The sequence below is a fragment of the Bacillus sp. UNC322MFChir4.1 genome, from assembly GCF_000746135.1.
Classification (GTDB): Bacteria; Bacillota; Bacilli; order Bacillales; family Bacillaceae_G; genus Bacillus_A.
On sequence record NZ_JQKQ01000012.1, the window covers coordinates 37,068 to 54,265 of the forward strand.

Consider the following 17,198-nt stretch of genomic DNA (forward strand, 5'->3'; position numbering starts at 1 on the left):
CAATTAAATACTAAACGTTTAGTTCATTAATTAAAATAAATAATATACTAAACGTTCAGTTTTGTAAATGGGTTATTTTATTTTTTATTCAAATTAAGTATACTAAACGTATAGTTTATATTTTTGGAAGGAATGATTCATGTGCAAAGTAAAAGAGGTCGGCCGCGTAATGTCGAAACGCATAAGTCTATCCTTTCCGCATCCTATGAGTTATTGTTGGAAAAGGGCTTTAAAGCGGTCACGGTCGATAAAATTGCAGATCGTGCTAAAGTTAGCAAGGCCACGATTTATAAATGGTGGCCTAACAAGGCAGCCGTGGTAATGGATGGTTTTCTTTCTGTTGCCGCTGCCAAATTGCCTGTGCCTGATACGGGCTCGGCATTGAATGATATTCTAATTCACGCCACGAGTTTAGCCAGGTTTTTGACAAGTCGGGAAGGGACCATTATTACAGAGTTAATAGGCGAAGGGCAGTTTGATTCAAAATTGGCGGAGGAATATCGCACCCGATATTTTCAGCCCCGTCGACTCCAAGCTAGGCATCTTCTGGAGAAGGGAATTCAGAGAGGAGAATTGAAAGAAACTCTCGATATTGAATTAAGCATCGATCTCATTTACGGACCGATTTTCTATCGTTTGCTCGTAACTGGCGACAAATTGGATGATTCCTATGTGCATCATTTGGTGATGAACGCATTTGAAGGAATCCGATTGACCTGAATAACATTCGAACAAAAATTTATTTACCACCGGAGCATCGAAGAGCACTTTTTGAATTTATACCTGACCGATAAACTGAGTTTCCAACCATATTAATGAATTGGATGGTGTGAATTTAGGAAACCCGAACTTTCATCTCCTCAATTTATTGAGGAGATGAAAGTTCGGGTAGATGCGGTAGGTATTTACTACCTATCAAGCATCTGAAAAGGTTATACTGTACTTGTAGTCCAACAGCCTATGCATAGGTGCTTCTTATCATGATTCGTGCATGGATTATCATGGTACAGGCTAAATAGTTGGGTAGCTACATTCTATTTGTTCTTCGACAAACTGAATATATGAGGTTGTTGTAGGAAATGGTCTACCATGTAAAATATTCAGCCTGTGAGAATCCCAAGTATCTGGAAGTCTTGTGACAACCAGTAGTGGTGTTGGGTACGCCCGTGATGTACCGACTTTTGTTGGGAATCCGAAGCTCTCCATTTTAATGGAGATGTAGTTCACAGAGTATTGAGGAGCATTATACGGATACAAATTTATCTTAAGTTGATGGGCATGGGGCGGTACCTCATCTCCATTAACTTCAAATTTTATAGCACCTCCAAAAACAAAAAGCGCTCACTTTGAAAAAGATTGAGCAAAGCAACCTTTTAACTTCATGCATGAAATACACCTGTTTTCCAAAAAAATAACCTCTTACGGATATCACATCCGAAGAGGTTATTTTTGATTAAACTTTATTTAAAATCCACATATTTAGCACTTGGTCTCACAGACAATACTATGCATCAGCATATTGAATAAAATCTATCATTTTCTCCTTTAATTCAGAAACAAATTCTGTACGTGTACTGAGATAAAATTGATTATTACTAGATAGATGTACACGTATAAGGTTTGCTGATCGCAATATCATCAGGTGATGATGGAGGTTTCCTTTAGCTCCGCCTATATAATTTAAAATATCCGTAAATTTATATTTATCTCTTGAAAGAAACTGGAGTATATCTAAACGTTTTTGATCTGCAAGGGCTTTTGAAATGTTACATATTTTTTCTCTTGATTCTTCAAAACTTACAGGATACCACACAAACATTTTCTCTTTAAAAATGCTAAAAGTATGGAGCGGACAAAAGTGAAGAGAAGGAATTAGAACAACGTGCTTAATTGTTGGAATTTCTATTTTAAGGCCAGTCGCAAACTCTTCTACCAATTTTTCTGGTGAATATGTTTCAGCTTTTTCACTAAATTTTGAAGCCTCGTTAACTATTTTTTTCTCTATATTCTCAAATTTAAAGTACTGGTTATACCACTCCGACAGGAAATAAAAATAATTTTTTTTTTGATTTTCTAAATCAAGCAAAAGATGAGAATCCTCTTTTTTTAAGTGTGGCGCTAGTAATGCATACAATGTGGTTATTGATGCTTTCTGGAACCAATTTAAAAATGAATGAATATCCTCTTTTTGAGGACATCCTTCAATTATCAAGCATAGCACATCCCCAAACGATACATCTTCAAATTGTTCAAGTTTATTTTTATATTGATCAGTTAGTTTAGCATTAACTGTTTCAATCCAACTAGTACCTTTATACAAATATTTTAGATTTTTCCTTCTTTTATATAATAAAAAACTTAAAAGTAATTCATAAACTAATGAATCATCCACTGCTACACGATATGACATTATTTACCTCCTATTAAGCTATTAAGTATAGAATATCAGAATATACAACATTCGAACAAGAATAATCATTCTGAATTTATTTTCATTTTTATATTTTTCTGATAATATTGAACTGTAATTTAGTTCTTAATTTGAAGAACTGATACTATAATACTATTGGAGGTTGTATTTATGAATCAAATTCCTCATAAACCTACACGCTGGGACTTACAAAGATTATATCCAAATGAATGTGATCAAACTTTATCTAATGAATTAAATGAAATTAAAATTTTAATTCATTATTTAAAAGAAGAAACGTATTCAAAATTTAACACTGAAAGTTTTATTGATAAAAAAATGCTGCAGAGCTTCTCCGATGTCCGCAGTAGGCTTAAAAAAGCGGAATACTATTGTTACTGTCTTATGTCCGAATCAAAAGATTATTCTACTCCTACTTCATTGCATAACAAAATAACTTCCCTCAAAGATGAAGCTCATTCTTTATTATCAGATTGGCAAAAATATATAAATAAACTTCCTGCTGAAATCCAAAAGGAATGGTATAGCCTTCCTTTTGTGCAACCCTTTATTTCTGATTTATCTACTAACATTTATACTGGTATTGAAGAACAAGTGATAAACTTTACAAGAAATGAATTGAATCATTGGAAAGACATGTACACTCAGCTTAAAAACAAATTAGAGATTGAATTTATTGATGATGATAATAAAAAAGTAGTTTCTTTTAGTGAAGTGAATGATTTAGCTATGAATCATGATGACCCTATCAATAGAATGAAAGCGTTTGAGCTTCTAACAAGTAAATTGGACAAGGAAAAGGATCTTTTTGGTACCGTTTTTAATAACTTTGCACGATTACGGTTGTCTCAAAACGATGCCCTACAAAAAGACGATATATTATCAGATTCTCTTCATTTAAATGGAATTTCTCGAAAATCACTCTTTACAATGTGGGAGACAATAGATAAGAATTTTAAAAATTTAACTCGTTTTCTAGACTTTAAAAAGAATAATGTAGAAAAGCTAACATGGCATCAATTAATGACTTCTCAACAAAATGAGCAAAGAAAAATGCCTTTTTCAAAAGCCGTAGAAGAAATATTCAATTCATTTAAAATTATTGACGATGAAATTGCTCAATTTGCACTTCATGTAATAACAGATGGTTGGGTAGATGCAGAGCCAAGAGCGAATAAACCTCCTGGAGGTTTTTGTGCTCCTTTTCTAAGTGAGGGAGAATCTAGAATTTCTTTACGATACGACGGAACGATAGAGAGTGCAAGGATACTAGCACATGAGATCGGACATGCATGGCATTTTAAACAGTTAAAAGATGCTCCTTCACTTTCTTTTTTAAAAGAACATTTTCCAATGAGTATCGCAGAGTGTTCATCTATTTTATTTGAATTAATTTTTGTAGATCATTTAATTACCGTTACGAGTGATTTGGAAGTTAAACAATCTTTGCTTAACTATAAAATACAAAGTAGCTTAAATTATTTAATGGCAATTCGAGGATCATTTATATTTGAACAACTTTTCTATGAAGAAAGTAAAGGTGGTCCATTAAGTCCTATTCAGATAGAGGAATTATCAATCGAATCTCAGAAAAGAGCCTATGGTGATAGCCTAGAACAGTATCAACCTTTTGTTTGGATAAAATATGGGCATTTTTATGAACCTAACATTCCTTTTTATAATTATCCTTATACTTTTGGCTATCTATTAAGTCTAGGTCTGTTAGCCACTGCAAAACAGGATGGTAGTGAATTTAATTCGAAATATAAAAGGTTCTTAGGTGAAACTGAAAAAAGGCCAGTTGAAGAATTAGTATACGACTACTTTAATATTGATCTTTCTAACCCAAAATTTTGGCAGCAATCTATTAATCAAATTATTAAGGATATAGAAGAATATATTCATCTTTCAAATAGTTAATTTAATCCAGTTCATTTCAAAGGTAGCATAATTTTTTTGTGCCCAAGATAGTAAATTTCCAAGTTCCATAAACGGTCGTTTATGGAATTTTATTTATTTCTACTCAAATAGAGCAAAATACTATTCAAATCTAGTTTCAAAATTTATTGCCAAAAACAAAGGGCTTTAACATATTATACATGACTAATATGTTAAAGCCCTTATATCTCTCACTCTCTACTTATTTCCTACTTACAATTCCAAAAATGAATTTGAGTTCATTTCGGTTCTTTGTCATTTTCTTAAAACCTTCTTTTGTATCTACAATAAAACATGTTTTTCCTACCCAACATCTCATATACGCCGATTCAAAATGAATTGGCTTCACAATACCACGCTGCTCCGTTTCAGTTCCATCGTCATGTTCAATTTCTGTTCTAACAAGCCACTTATTTCCGATTCCAAATTCGATATACTTCAATTGTAATTCCCCTTATCAAAATATCTATCAATATAAGTAACATAATTATATTATGTTACTTATATTGATAGATATTTTGGCCATACTACTTGTTCTATGAATGAAATGTAGAATCCTTCTTTTATCATATCTGGTGAGAAGACCCCCTCATCATGGACTTTTTTAAGCATTCACGCTTCGGGATACAGGTCACCTAGCTTTTCTTCTAAAAATTAGTAACAATTATATTAGCACATTCTACTCATCTTCTAAATCTTGTCCTTGTTTCACTCTTAAATTATATACATAGTAAACTGGTATTAAACCACAAATAAATAAAATAGCTCCTAATAATAGACCATCTTTCCAGCCAAAGTTTGGTGTAATGGAAGTAAGATATGCAACACCTGTTCCAAATACAGTTAGTACTACCATGCTAATAATAAATGATTTCTTAGGATCTTTTATTTCTTTTTCGTGTTCTACACTAATACTCATCGATAAATAGGCAGCTACAATAGCGGTTAACATAAATACCATCCAAAGGGGATTTTCACGCATTCTCTCCATTCCCCCTTGAATGAAGTCGTAGCCAAGAATACATAAAACCCCTATTGTTTGGACGATATATGCAATTTTAATATTTTGCAAATTCCTTACAATCAGTCTTTCATCTGTAATTTTTTTCATTCAAAATCCTCCTTATCCACCCAAAATATTTCATCGAGTTTGGCATTTACGGTATAGCAAATTTGTAAACATAGCTTTAATGACGGATTATATTTTCCTTTTTCAATAAGGCTAACCGTTTGTCTTGTAATACCGACTGCATCCGCAAGCTGTTGTTGTGTCAAGTCTGCTTTTACACGAGCAACCTTTACATGATTTTTCATTTAACACCCTCCACTTAAAGTGTAATATATATGTTCCTTTATGTAAAGTATAAGTTACATAAAAATGACAGTTCCTCCATATCTCGCGAGATAGGTGGAACTGTCATTTTGAATTGGATTAATTTCATAAAAGTTTTTCCGAAACTGGGGAATAATCTCCAGCAATCATTATAAATTGAAAAAAATATCTTTAGATACACCCTTATCTATTCAAGCCTTCTTTGTATTAATAATCCAATAAAGCAAGCATTCGCTCAACCCCTACCGCTTGAATCAACATCGGCAACCGCGGTCCATTTGAACTATTCAAAACGAGTTTATATATCATATTAAATAATAATTTTTGATTCGCTCTCATAGTTTTCTTGTCATCATCATGACAAATTGCATATATTTTCTCCATTAATTGATCAGCCTGCCAACTTTTACGAATTACGTCACAAAATTCTTTTAACCAATTTTTCTGAATCTCATTTAATGTTTCATAGTATTCGTTATCTTTCCTATCATTTATACGAATCATTTTTTGTGGATACCAATTTTTAATCCAAAATTCTACTCGATCGCTTATTTGCTTGATGTCTGTGACGGTATATTCCTCATCTGTTTTACTAAGCACACTTTGTAATGCCTGCACATGAAAGTTTACTAATGGTAAGACACCTGCTACTTGGTTAAATTTCGGTAATACTTCATTTTCACCGTGAACTTTTGATAATTTAAGTGAAGAACATATATCTTTATCTTGTAACGTTCCATTTCGGTAACTGTCTCTAAATCTTTCATATTCAGAGTAATTTCTAATCACATCTTCATCTAAGCCAATATTGAAAGGTGCATTGGGCTTATACTTCGAAAACATAAATAGAATGATTTCAGGTAAGTATATGTTCAGTAGCTCATTTGGCGTTATAATATTTCCAGCTGAGCTAGACATTTTTTTATGATCGCCTTTTATTCCTATAAATTCATAAGCTACATAGCTAGGGGCTTCATAGTTAAAAATCCTCCTAGCAATTTCTTTTGATACGTTATAACTTCCTGTTTCTGATGAGTGATCTCTTCCTCCAGGTTCAAAAATGACATCTTCAACCATCCATCTCATTGGCCAATCTATTTTCCAATTCAGTTTCATATTATTTGCACTCATCACTGATAATATTGAATGGTTTCCACAACTACAAACATATTCAATCGTTTTATTTTCTTCATCAAACTTTTTTATTTCTGTATGATCTTTTCCGCAATTCTCGCAATATAGTGCAATTGGGTAGAAAGCATTTTTCTCTTCTTCTGAAATATCACTCGTTTTAAATTTCATGACTATGTCATATATTTCTTTTCTTTGTTGTAATGCATGAAGAATGTGTTTGTTATATCTACCAGTTCTATATTCCTTACTCTGATATAGAAACTCCACTTCAATCCCAAAGGCTGCTAGAGACTTTTCAAATTCTTTTTCAAAGTGTTCTGCATACGACGTATGACACCCAAAAGGATCCGGAATATCTGAATACGGCAAACCAATATATTTTTCAAAAGAGGGATCAACATTTTTAGGAACTTTCCTAAAACGATCATAATCGTCCCAAGAGAAAATAAAACGTGTTTTCTTCCCTAAGTCTTGCAGCGCCTTCACTACAAAATGTGTTGTTACAATCTCCCGAAAGTTCCCTATATGAACTGATCCCGAAGGACTAATTCCTGACGCACACACAAAAGTATCTTTATTTGGATACGTATTAATTAATTCATTTGCTATTTTATATGCCCAGTGCATACTATCACCTCTTCATAAAATCATTTCAATTCTCTTTTTCCTTTTTCCCAAATAAAAAAACTCCCACCCCCAAGACTATACATCTTGAGGACGAGAGTTGTGCTCATCGTGGTACCACCTCAGTTTATTGATATGTCACCATACCAACCTCTTCGGGTACGGCAAATTGCGTATACCCTATCTCTATAACGGGAGAATCCGTCGTATTATCCCTAATCAACTTAGTTCCATACGAAGCTCCAAGTCTTTTTTCATTAAGATCGCTATCTCTCCTTCTCAGCTATCGGAGTTCTCTGTTACATATCAATTCTTAATTACTCTTCTCTTCATTGCTGCTAATATTTTCATTTTTTTAATTGCATTAATAATAATCAGAAAAATGATTATTGTCAATCATCTTTCTGATTATTATTTGTATCAAGCTGCATCGCTTCACCAGTGGCGTACTTAAGTTGAATAAAAAATTACATACCAAATCTTGACAAAACAGAACTTATTCAATATGCTTACATCAATACTAAATGTTTAGTATTAAATGTTTTCTATTTTAACGGAGGGATACTAATGACAAGATTAATGGTACTTGGTTTATTAATGCAGTACGGTCCTATGTCCGGCTATGAATTACAGCAAGCAATGCAATCTGCGCAAACTGATACGTGGGCAGGTGTTTTCCCCGCTTCTATTTACCACGCTTTAAAAAAAATGGACAAAGAAGGGTTAGTAGAATTAGATACTGTTGAAAAAACAGGAAATCGTTCCAAGGCAATTTATAGTGTCACACCTGCTGGAAAAGATGAATTTCACAAGCTAATGATTGAATCTTTTCAGCAATCTTCGGTAACTTTCCCAACTCATCTATACACAGCACTAACTTTTTTCACAGCTGATGCAGTTTCTGTCGAGAAAATCATAGTTGCTTTGCAGGAGCAAAAAAAAGGAATTGTTGACATGTACGAAAATATGAAAGCAGGACAATCGATTAAAGAGAAAATGATTGACCTTCCTGAGCATGTAACTCTTATTTTTGAAAATATTTATGAACAATGTGAGATGCAGCTTCAGTTTATCGAAAAGCTAGAAAAGAAGTTATCTATATTAGAAGAAAAAAGCAGAGAGGAGGACAAACAATGAAATCTCAAATAAAAATGTCTCGAATACAAAAAGCTGCTTTATGGGTTGTCGCAGTAGCCGTCTTTACTGACATGCTTATTTACGGAATGATCGTGCCAATCATTCCAAGCTATGCAAAAACACTTGGGGCCACACAAGCTGAAATTGGCTTTTTATTCGGCAGCTATGCCATTACGTTACTTCTTGCAACTCCAATATTAGGAGTACTCTCTGATAAAGTAGGAAGAAGACTCCCTATGATTCTAGGTTTATTTGGATTAGCAGCTGCAACTTTGTTATTTGGATTTGCGAACAATTTTTGGTTATTGGTTCTAGCACGAATGCTACAAGGTATATCCGCCGCTGCAACATGGACAGCTGGGTTAGCCCTTCTTGCTGATGTATTCCCGCTGCAAGAGCGCGGGAAAGCAATGGGGATTGCTCTATCTGGCCAAGCAATTGGAATGCTATTAGGTCCAACTATCGGTGGTTTTCTCTACCAATGGGGCGGCTATCACTTACCATTTATCTTCGCAGCAGGAATCGCACTTATTGATGGTATATTACGAATCACATTGCTTCATGATGAACCGAAACAGGATACTGACCAACGTATTTCTTATCGTTCCATCTTAAAGATGCACTCTTTATTTATGATTATCGGAATTATTATAATTGGATCTGCCTTGCCTAGCGCTTTAGAGCCGACTCTTCCTTTATATTTACATAATGTTTTAAACGCAAGTTCAGGAACAATCGGACTTTTATTTGCTGTTCCCACACTCGCTTATGGATTTACTGCTCCTGTAATAGGAACACTTTCAAACAAGCTTGGCAGAAATCAAACAATGATTATTGGACTTATAATTGCTGCTCTTTGCTTTCCATTTACAACACTTGCTCCTAATATGATCACTGAAATAATTGTTTTGGCTGTCCTAGGAATTAGCTTCAGTTTCTTACTAGCACCTGCCCTGCCAGAACTGACATACATCGCAGACAAAAATGGAATTCGTGCATACGGTACACTCTTTGCAATCTATAATACGGCATACTCAATTGGCATGTTCTGCGGTCCAACGTTAAGCGGCAGTCTATCGGATTTATTCGGATTAACAAACACACTATACATCTTTAGTCTTATTCTCCTATGTTATCTTGGACTGTATTTTTGGAAAACAAAAAAACAAGCATGAATATCCTATAACGTATTTTAAAAAGCTTTAACGTTAGATTAAAAATGTAGCCAAGAAATTATCTTTTCTTCTTTGTTCATTACAGTATATTTAAGTGCAATTTGGGATGTACTACGATTCAGTATTTCTTATAACATGGCTACATCTTTGGTTTGCTTATAGGGGGCCTGCCATATTGCCATCAAGCTAAAAGAACGAGTTATCCCAAAGTTTTGGGGTATTAAAAGCTCTTAACTCAATCGGCATGGGACTGTACCCCTATTAAAATTTTTTAAACCTAATTGGACTTACCATTAAGAAAGCGAGGATTAAGGTAATCCACGCATTGCTATATGAAAAAAATGCCATACCAGCCAATGGTAATCCAGCAGCTGGAATAGGTAATCCCTTAAAATATCCAACGGTTGGTTTAACACTAAACTTAGCTAACCTTAAAGCACCCATCGTTGGGAAAAGGATAAATGCCAAAGAAGTTAAAATTGATGGTGCCGCTATCGAATGAAATAAAAGTGCAGGAGCAACTCCAAAACTAACAATATCAGCTAAAGAATCCAATTCTACGCCAAACTCACTATTTACTTTTAATTTCCTTGCAATCCTTCCATCTAAGAGATCTAAAACAGCCGAAAAGAAAATAAAAATGGAGGCTGTTTCCAAAAAGCCGCTCATATTTAAGGTAATTGAAAAAACACCGCACAATAAATTTCCAATTGTAAATAAATTAGGTACAGATTTTACTATCCAATTGTACAAAGTTGTCCCTCCTAAGTTGATCAAACTTCCTATTTATGTAGCATTTTCTATATATTCTCCTGTTATTCTGAAAAATACATGACTAGTGTACGCTAAGCATATTTGACAAGAAAAAAACCGACTTTCTGTACATTAAGGAAAATCGGCTTTTTATTATTCTAATTGTTGTATTCCTCTTTTAAAGGTTAGTACTAACATCGGTAATGGCCGGCTTTTAGTAAACCTCTAACGACTTTGATCTCATTTTTGTCTTGACTCATAACGTTTTTCAAAATATAACTAATTAGCCCCGTTTAAAACAGCAATTCAAGATTCACTGACTAGGTAAAAAAGTGACGACTCCTTACAAACTAAAAACTTCCATTGTATGTTTAATTTTGTTTATAAACATCTGCCGCCAACTCTTGTAGTAAAAGCTTATCTATTACTTCAAAATAACTCCCCTTCTTTTCTAACACTCCTTTATCACAAAGAATATTTAATGTTCGCAGTAAATGTCGGTAACTTGTTCCTAACAACTCGGATATCTCGGTTAAATTCCCTTGAAATACCATTGTATTCTTTTCATTTTCAACACTTTCACCTGTCGCAAGAATATAACTCGCTAAGCGATTCTCAAGTGGATAAAGTAAATTAATGGAGCTATTTTGAGCAAGTCTTGCAAGTTTATGTGCTAAAGAGTCACAAATAAAACTTAAAAAGGTTGCATCATGAAGTAAACGCAATCTAATTTTTTCTAATGGAATTCCAATGCAATAAGAGTCCTTTATTACTTGGACATTCGAAAACGTTTTTTGAGAACGAACCAATTCAACATCTCCCATAACTTCAAACCCATTATAAAAAGTTAATAATAACGATTTACCGTTACTTAAAGTCGTATATACCTTTGCTTTTCCATCTACAAAAAAGTAAAGATGATGAAGCGTTTCATTTTCTCTACATATATATTCATTCTTTTTAAATAACAGCAACTCCATCACAGACTTTATGTCATGACTAAAAAAATCTTCAATATTATTCTTTTGAATATACTCATCTAACTTCTTTGAATCATATATTTTTTTCATAAATTCTCCAAATCCCCTCTTTACTATGACATATGTCATAATACACGATACTTCAATCATGATAAATTAACTTTAAAAATGCAAGGGGGAAATGCTATGTATAAATTACTTTCCGCATTTATCGGTGCTCTCATCGCGCTGATGATTCCACTAAATGGCATATTAGCAGAAGTTATAGGAAATTATAACGCTAGTGTTCTCATTCATATCGTTGGATTAATTGCGGTTATTATCATTTTATTAGTGGGTAAATTTAAAATTAAGATTCGTAAAGGAATTCCGCTTTACTTATATAGCGCGGGAGCTATCGGTGTATTCACCGTATTGTTTACCAATGTTAGCTTTTCAACACTCGGTGTATCCTTAACAATCGCTTTAGGCTTACTCGGCCAGTCGATTACTTCTATTGTCATCGATCATTTCGGATTATTAGGAATGAAGGCTGTGAAGTTTGAAAAAAAGAAAATGGTCGGTTTATTACTGATCGCTTTTGGAATTATTGTAATGAATATTTATTAATGGAGGAGAAAAGATGTTATATATATGTATCGCGATTTTAGCTGGCTGCTCTATTGTAATTGCTAGAGTGATAAATGCAAATTTAGCAACTCAAATCGGAATTTTCCAAGGTACTTTTTTCAACTATGTTACTGGTCTCGCTTTTTCGCTGCTGTTTTTAGTTTTTAGTAATGAATCTTTTAACATGTCCTACACCACATTGCAGTCCATACCGTTTCTTGCTTATTTAGGTGGTTTAGTAGGTGTTGTAGTAATTGGGTTATCGAACTATATTATTCCTAAAATATCTTCCTTCTATTTGACATTACTCATTTTTATCGGTCAATTAGGTATGGGTGTTATCCTTGATTTTTTCAATTCACATGAAATATCAATTGGTAAAATAATAGGTGGACTGTTAGTATTAATGGGACTGACATATAATTTAGTCATTGATCGGGCGGATATACCTGTTCAAAATAAGAAACAAGCTTATTGAGGCTTGTTTCTTATTAATTTATTTGCATAATATTTTCTAAATCTGAACTGGATAACACCAACTGACCGCTATCCAAATTCTCTGTCCTCAATCGTTCTAAATTTAAATCATAACAGAGACGTCCTTTAGTAATTCCAATTCTCCTCTTCTTACAAACAGTTTAATTTTTCCAAATGACTTGAACAACGATTATTAAAGAAGGATTAAACCAGTATAAAAATTAACATCTTTTTTGCATATGCTACAATTCTATTTAGAGATTCTAGTCAAATGCATTTATTTTTAATACTGTCTTAGAAAGAAAAAATATACTGTTAATTACTAGGAGGATTAATGTGAAACGTAGCGAAAAAATGTCTATTCAAGAGAAAGAGCAGTTTGTTCAATTTAGTGGTTTCAAATTATTTACAAAGTTGTATGGGGAGAAAACAGACAAACCTACTATTGTAATGGATGCTGGGTATGGAGACTATTCTAAAGCCTGGAGTTCCATAATTACTGAAATTTCTATGCTAACGGAAGTACTTGTCTATGATAGAGCCGGATTAGGAAAAAGCGAGAAAAGTCCTAATCCTAGAACGAGCCAAGAGATGGTAGAAGAATTGAACCAACTTCTAATAAAAATGAAGATACACCCCCCATACATATTAGTAGGCCATTCTTTTGGTGGAGTAAACATGCGGATATATGCTACAAAGCATCCTAACAACGTCGCTGCATTACTTTTAATTGATTCTACACCAGAAGATTATAAAGAAAGATTTCTTCCAACAATGTCAAAAGAATTTCAACAAGCATATAACAACCAATTTATTTATGAAAGTACATACGATGAATTCACCGCAAGTCTAAAGCAGCTAAAACAAACAAAACAACAATTAAATGTTCCCTTAATTGTTTTATCAGCAGGAAAAAAAGATCATTATTCTAAAAAATCTCAAGAATTATGGAATGAAATGCAAAAAGAGATTCTTGAGATATCTACAAAAAGTGAGCTTATAATAGCAAAAGATAGTGCCCACTATATACAAAATGATGAACCATTTGTAGTAATTGATGCAATAAAACGATTAATTAATAACTTCTAACTTAAATTGGTTATGTTTTTTATTAATCTCTCAGGCTCTTTAGTTTAGTAAAAGGAGAACACATAGTATACATGAAATAATATACGCTCTCCTTTTATTTTTTTAACAAAAAAAATTTACTCTTTCTTATTTAATAACTTCTTTCCCTCATAATCGAATTCTCTTTTATTGAGAAATGAATAATTGGCAGTACTAAGAAGCTAGCAATTGCACACAATATACCAATATCTAAAAATGTTTGTCCGCCTACCAATAGCCAAGAAGCACCTGCAGAGGCAAACATCATTCCCATATACATTGCTGAGCTATTCAGAGCCATTACGGTCCCCCTTGCTTTGGGGCTTAATTCTGAAATTAATGCTGTTAATGAAGATTGACCAAACCCAATTGATGTACTCCATAATACATGTACAATCATTGCAAATATTACATGTTCAGTTAACAAAGTGAAACTAACAACTCCAATTGCTGCAATAATAGTAGCAATTGAAACAACTGCTTTTTTACCGATTTGATCCGCTAATTTACCACCTATGACGTTGCCTATAATACTACCGGCTCCTGCCAAAAAAATTACCATTCCTGTTTTTTCTACACTAAAATCAAAATTCTCTTTGTAGTAAACTCCAATATAAGAAAATATACCTTGTAAACTAACAGTCCATAAGAAAGTAGATAATAATGCAAAGAACACAGATGTATTTGTAAAGGCTGTCTTTATCCCGGAAACCATTGCCGCTGGTGCAGAAACTGGAATTTCATTTGTTGGTGGCGTTTTAGGCAAGATGCCCATTATAATAAAGGCAACCAACATTGCTAAAACCCCTATACCATAAAAAGTCCACTGCCAATTACCAACAGAAGTTAAAAAAGCCCCAATTGGTACACCTAACACGGTAGAACCAACCATAGCCCCCATGATCATTCCCATTGCACTGCCCCGCATGTTATAAGGTATTTTATCACCTATTAACGCAAATATACTTGGCATCACCATAGCCCCTGATAAGCCTGTTAATGCACGAAAAACTAAGATTGTATTAAAATTTTCTGATAGTCCTGTACAAAAAGTTCCAATTGAAAATATAATCATTCCTGTCACAATCATTTGTTTGCGCCCAAATTTATCAGAAATCGGGCCAAAAAATGGAGCAGTTAATCCATAGAATAACGCATAAGAGGTAATTAACCACCCTCCCCTTTCCATTGGTGTTGCAGTAGCTTTAGCAATATCAGGAATTAAAGGTGATACCACTAAAGAATCCATTCCAATAAAAAATGCTACAATTGCTAGTAGAATTAACATAGGTCTCATTCCATTATCACTCACTTAAATCTCTCCCTTAGCTTCTAATTTTATTTCATATATGAAATAAATGCCCGGAAATATATTTCATATATGAAATATTTATGTAAACAAAAATACAACTATTATATTATATAAATCCATTTTGATTTTTCAGCATCTACATTGCTGCTATGCAGAAAAAAAAGAGCCCACACTTGCTTTCTCCCTTTATTTTTACTTCGCATGTGGCAGAACTTCTATGCATGGCCAGATGCTTTCTTCCACCTAAAAAGAATGGTTTTATGGCGTTTTTTTAATTTGGATTTATATAGTTACACTTTTGTTATTTCTTTTCAACGTTTAATAAATGACGTTTATAGTCTTCAAGAATTTCTGATAATGTTATAAATTTTTCTTCATCAAAATAAGAAAAATTTTCTTTAAGAAATGCTTTGTATTGAACATTTACTTTTTCTTTCGTTTCTTTACCTTTTTTAGTTAAATATACGAATGTTTCTCTTTGATCTGCTGGGTTTTTAGTAGTTGTTACAAAGCCATCTCTCTTCATCCGTTGAATCATAGTAGTAACATTACTAGGAGCACAACCAATTTTTTGTTTTAATTGAGACATCGAAGTTTTTTCTGATTCTGATAACACTTGTATAACTCCAAATTGAACTATACTAATATCGAATTGTTTCAATTGATTCTCGAGATTATTTTGTAATTGATGATATACATCTCTAATTAAAGCATATAATTCCCTTGCTGTTATTTGCATATTAAACACCCTTTCTGCAGAGAACAAATTCTACACTAAACAAGTCAAATAGAAATAAATTTATTCCTAATCGTTCATCTGACGTTATACAACTATTTCTATGTATCTTCCTTATTTCTCTAAAAGTTAACAAATATTTCATATATGAATTATATGTTACCAATACATAACTGTCAATAATTCGTTATATTGTAATATAACTCTTTACAAACTTATCTATCTTTAAACTAACTCATATATTAGAATCTAGCAAAAACAAGAACCAGTAGCTTAAAACCTCTTATTTTATGTAAAAAGGTCCTTCATTAAATTGTACATAGACCATAAACCAAACATTAATATAATAAATCCAGAAATACGATTCACAATATTAAAAGGGAAATTTCCCATTCGATTCATCAATATTCCTGTTACACTGCTAAGAAAGAACCACCATAATGCAGAACCTAAAAATACTCCTAATACTACGACCAAGTTAGTTATCGTATCATCATTCGAATTAGATATTCCAAGTCCAGAAAAAATGGCCAAGAAAGACAATATGGTTACTGGATTTGTAATGGTTAAAAAAAAGGTTGAAGCATATGCACTAAAAACATTATTACCATTGGCTTTAGCTGCTATTTTTGACGGTTTCGAAACGAAAATTTTTAATCCTAGATATAATAAAAACACACTACCAATTAAATGAATCCATCCTTGTTGTTCAACTAAAAAATTTGTTATAAATGTTAAACCAAGTCCAGCAATCAGCCCATATAGACCATCAGCTGTCGCTGCACCTAAACCTGACATAAAACCAATAAATTTTCCGTACTCCAATGTGCGTCGTATACATAAAACTCCAATAGGTCCAACAGGAGCAGCGATACTGAGCCCCATGATTAATCCTTTGACAAACAATTCAATTGCCAACTTATTCTCCCTCCGATTTTAATACTATCCTTTTATATGTCTTATTCTCATTACTGTGAAAAGCTATAAAACTGAAAGTAATGAAAGAGACCGTTATCAACGGCCTCTTTCATTGACATTGTACTTCACTCATTAATGCATGTGTATTACCTTCCGTATCTTTAAAGAATGTCATCCATGTTTCTAATTGTCCCATTTTCGCTACAATATGTGGTTCATCGATGAAAATAATTTCCTTACTTAATAGATTTCCGTAAGTTTCTTTCATGTTTTCAACTTGAAAATAAATGACTGAACTAGATTGAGAAAATTCCTCTTTTTCTGGAAGGCTTAAAAAGAGACGTAACCCGTTACATTCAAAGAATGCCATACTATCATTATTAAATAGAAGTGATAACCCAAGCTTGTATTTATAAAAATGAATTGCCCTATCTAAATCTTTAACCGGTACCCCAATTTGTCCGATTTTTTGAATCATAGTAGTTTTCAATGAGAATTCCCCTTTCAAATATCATTTCATTCTCAGAATATACG

General features: G+C 33.1%; 18 protein-coding genes and 1 other annotated feature. Of the genes, 7 read left to right on the forward strand and 11 right to left on the reverse strand.

The window, feature by feature from the left end:
* Nucleotides 1-141: 141 nt before the first annotated feature.
* Entirely contained in the window at nt 142-720 is a 579-nt protein-coding gene (locus tag BR72_RS05475) for a TetR/AcrR family transcriptional regulator (RefSeq protein WP_035430748.1), read from the forward strand.
* Nucleotides 721-1,504: 784 nt separating this feature from the next.
* Here the strand turns inward: BR72_RS05475 and BR72_RS05480 are convergent.
* The gene (locus BR72_RS05480) at nt 1,505-2,410 is read right to left on the reverse strand and encodes a winged helix-turn-helix domain-containing protein (RefSeq protein WP_051957225.1); all 906 of its coding nucleotides are present in this window, start codon (nt 2,408-2,410) and stop codon (nt 1,505-1,507) included.
* A 171-nt stretch (nt 2,411-2,581) separates the two neighbouring features.
* Between BR72_RS05480 and BR72_RS05485 the strand changes: the two genes are divergently transcribed.
* A complete protein-coding gene (locus tag BR72_RS05485; protein WP_035430750.1) occupies nt 2,582-4,351 on the forward strand; it encodes a M3 family metallopeptidase in 1,770 nt (589 codons plus the stop codon).
* 220 nt (nt 4,352-4,571) lie between these two features.
* On the opposite strand, the gene BR72_RS05490 is transcribed toward BR72_RS05485, so the two are convergent.
* The 4 genes from BR72_RS05490 to lysS form a co-directional block, all read right to left on the reverse strand.
* Complete coding sequence (locus tag BR72_RS05490) at nt 4,572-4,811, reverse strand: DUF3977 family protein (protein WP_035430751.1); 240 nt, start codon at nt 4,809-4,811, stop codon at nt 4,572-4,574.
* Between the two features lie 237 nt (nt 4,812-5,048).
* Nucleotides 5,049-5,480 carry a hypothetical protein gene (locus tag BR72_RS05495; RefSeq protein WP_035430752.1) on the reverse strand — a complete coding sequence of 144 codons (432 nt, stop codon included), beginning with the start codon at nt 5,478-5,480 and terminating at the stop codon, nt 5,049-5,051.
* Nucleotides 5,477-5,683: a helix-turn-helix transcriptional regulator gene (locus BR72_RS05500; RefSeq protein WP_035430753.1), complete on the reverse strand. Its 207-nt coding sequence runs from the start codon at nt 5,681-5,683 to the stop codon at nt 5,477-5,479. Before BR72_RS05500 ends, BR72_RS05495 begins: the two co-directional genes overlap by 4 nt.
* A gap of 226 nt (nt 5,684-5,909) precedes the next feature.
* Nucleotides 5,910-7,463, reverse strand: coding sequence for a lysine--tRNA ligase (gene lysS / locus BR72_RS05505; protein WP_035430754.1), 1,554 nt, complete (start codon nt 7,461-7,463; stop codon nt 5,910-5,912).
* A gap of 83 nt (nt 7,464-7,546) precedes the next feature.
* Nucleotides 7,547-7,802 (reverse strand) — a binding site (T-box leader).
* Nucleotides 7,803-8,027: 225 nt separating this feature from the next.
* Between lysS and BR72_RS05510 the strand changes: the two genes are divergently transcribed.
* Both BR72_RS05510 and BR72_RS05515 read left to right on the forward strand, forming a co-directional pair.
* Entirely contained in the window at nt 8,028-8,597 is a 570-nt protein-coding gene (locus BR72_RS05510; RefSeq protein WP_035430755.1) for a PadR family transcriptional regulator, read from the forward strand.
* Nucleotides 8,594-9,772, forward strand: a complete 1,179-nt coding sequence (locus BR72_RS05515; RefSeq protein WP_035430756.1) for an MFS transporter — start codon at nt 8,594-8,596, stop codon at nt 9,770-9,772. Before BR72_RS05510 ends, BR72_RS05515 begins: the two co-directional genes overlap by 4 nt.
* Nucleotides 9,773-10,033: 261 nt before the next feature.
* On the opposite strand, the gene pssA is transcribed toward BR72_RS05515, so the two are convergent.
* Both pssA and yeiL read right to left on the reverse strand, forming a co-directional pair.
* Entirely contained in the window at nt 10,034-10,525 is a 492-nt protein-coding gene (pssA, locus tag BR72_RS05520) for a CDP-diacylglycerol--serine O-phosphatidyltransferase (RefSeq protein WP_035430757.1), read from the reverse strand.
* Between the two features lie 371 nt (nt 10,526-10,896).
* Nucleotides 10,897-11,595, reverse strand: a complete 699-nt coding sequence (gene yeiL, locus BR72_RS05525; protein ID WP_035430758.1) for a transcriptional regulator YeiL — start codon at nt 11,593-11,595, stop codon at nt 10,897-10,899.
* Between the two features lie 96 nt (nt 11,596-11,691).
* On the opposite strand from yeiL, the gene BR72_RS05530 reads away from it, so the two are divergent.
* From BR72_RS05530 to BR72_RS05540, 3 genes are all read left to right on the forward strand, one after another.
* The gene (locus tag BR72_RS05530; RefSeq protein WP_035430759.1) at nt 11,692-12,114 is read left to right on the forward strand and encodes a DMT family transporter; all 423 of its coding nucleotides are present in this window, start codon (nt 11,692-11,694) and stop codon (nt 12,112-12,114) included.
* Nucleotides 12,115-12,127: 13 nt separating this feature from the next.
* Complete coding sequence (locus tag BR72_RS05535) at nt 12,128-12,592, forward strand: DMT family transporter (protein ID WP_035430760.1); 465 nt, start codon at nt 12,128-12,130, stop codon at nt 12,590-12,592.
* A 353-nt stretch (nt 12,593-12,945) separates the two neighbouring features.
* A complete protein-coding gene (locus BR72_RS05540; protein ID WP_035431022.1) occupies nt 12,946-13,680 on the forward strand; it encodes an alpha/beta fold hydrolase in 735 nt (244 codons plus the stop codon).
* Nucleotides 13,681-13,810: 130 nt separating this feature from the next.
* Here the strand turns inward: BR72_RS05540 and BR72_RS05545 are convergent, their stop codons facing one another.
* The 4 genes from BR72_RS05545 to BR72_RS05560 all read right to left on the reverse strand — a co-directional run bounded on the left by BR72_RS05545 (nt 13,811) and on the right by BR72_RS05560 (nt 17,154).
* Nucleotides 13,811-14,986 carry an MFS transporter gene (locus BR72_RS05545; RefSeq protein WP_051957235.1) on the reverse strand — a complete coding sequence of 392 codons (1,176 nt, stop codon included), beginning with the start codon at nt 14,984-14,986 and terminating at the stop codon, nt 13,811-13,813.
* A 325-nt stretch (nt 14,987-15,311) separates the two neighbouring features.
* A complete protein-coding gene (locus BR72_RS05550) occupies nt 15,312-15,749 on the reverse strand; it encodes a MarR family winged helix-turn-helix transcriptional regulator (RefSeq protein ID WP_035430761.1) in 438 nt (145 codons plus the stop codon).
* Between the two features lie 285 nt (nt 15,750-16,034).
* Nucleotides 16,035-16,664, reverse strand: coding sequence for a LysE family translocator (locus tag BR72_RS05555; RefSeq protein WP_035430762.1), 630 nt, complete (start codon nt 16,662-16,664; stop codon nt 16,035-16,037).
* 109 nt (nt 16,665-16,773) lie between these two features.
* The gene (locus BR72_RS05560; protein WP_035430763.1) at nt 16,774-17,154 is read right to left on the reverse strand and encodes a VOC family protein; all 381 of its coding nucleotides are present in this window, start codon (nt 17,152-17,154) and stop codon (nt 16,774-16,776) included.
* Nucleotides 17,155-17,198 lie beyond the last annotated feature (44 nt).

Excerpts from the sequence above, each read along its gene's own strand:
- BR72_RS05550 (WP_035430761.1), bottom strand. The coding sequence starts at position 15,749 with ATGCAAATAACAGCAAGGGAATTATATGCTTTAATTAGAGATGTATAT.
- BR72_RS05515 (WP_035430756.1), top strand. The coding sequence starts at position 8,594 with ATGAAATCTCAAATAAAAATGTCTCGAATACAAAAAGCTGCTTTATGG.
- BR72_RS05480 (WP_051957225.1), bottom strand. The coding sequence starts at position 2,410 with ATGTCATATCGTGTAGCAGTGGATGATTCATTAGTTTATGAATTACTT.
- yeiL (WP_035430758.1), bottom strand. The coding sequence starts at position 11,595 with ATGAAAAAAATATATGATTCAAAGAAGTTAGATGAGTATATTCAAAAG.
- lysS (WP_035430754.1), bottom strand. The coding sequence starts at position 7,463 with ATGCACTGGGCATATAAAATAGCAAATGAATTAATTAATACGTATCCA.
- BR72_RS05545 (WP_051957235.1), bottom strand. The coding sequence starts at position 14,986 with ATGTTAATTCTACTAGCAATTGTAGCATTTTTTATTGGAATGGATTCT.
- BR72_RS05485 (WP_035430750.1), top strand. The coding sequence starts at position 2,582 with ATGAATCAAATTCCTCATAAACCTACACGCTGGGACTTACAAAGATTA.
- BR72_RS05540 (WP_035431022.1), top strand. The coding sequence starts at position 12,946 with ATGTCTATTCAAGAGAAAGAGCAGTTTGTTCAATTTAGTGGTTTCAAA.
- BR72_RS05510 (WP_035430755.1), top strand. The coding sequence starts at position 8,028 with ATGACAAGATTAATGGTACTTGGTTTATTAATGCAGTACGGTCCTATG.
- BR72_RS05495 (WP_035430752.1), bottom strand. The coding sequence starts at position 5,480 with ATGAAAAAAATTACAGATGAAAGACTGATTGTAAGGAATTTGCAAAAT.
- BR72_RS05535 (WP_035430760.1), top strand. The coding sequence starts at position 12,128 with ATGTTATATATATGTATCGCGATTTTAGCTGGCTGCTCTATTGTAATT.
- BR72_RS05500 (WP_035430753.1), bottom strand. The coding sequence starts at position 5,683 with ATGAAAAATCATGTAAAGGTTGCTCGTGTAAAAGCAGACTTGACACAA.
- BR72_RS05530 (WP_035430759.1), top strand. The coding sequence starts at position 11,692 with ATGTATAAATTACTTTCCGCATTTATCGGTGCTCTCATCGCGCTGATG.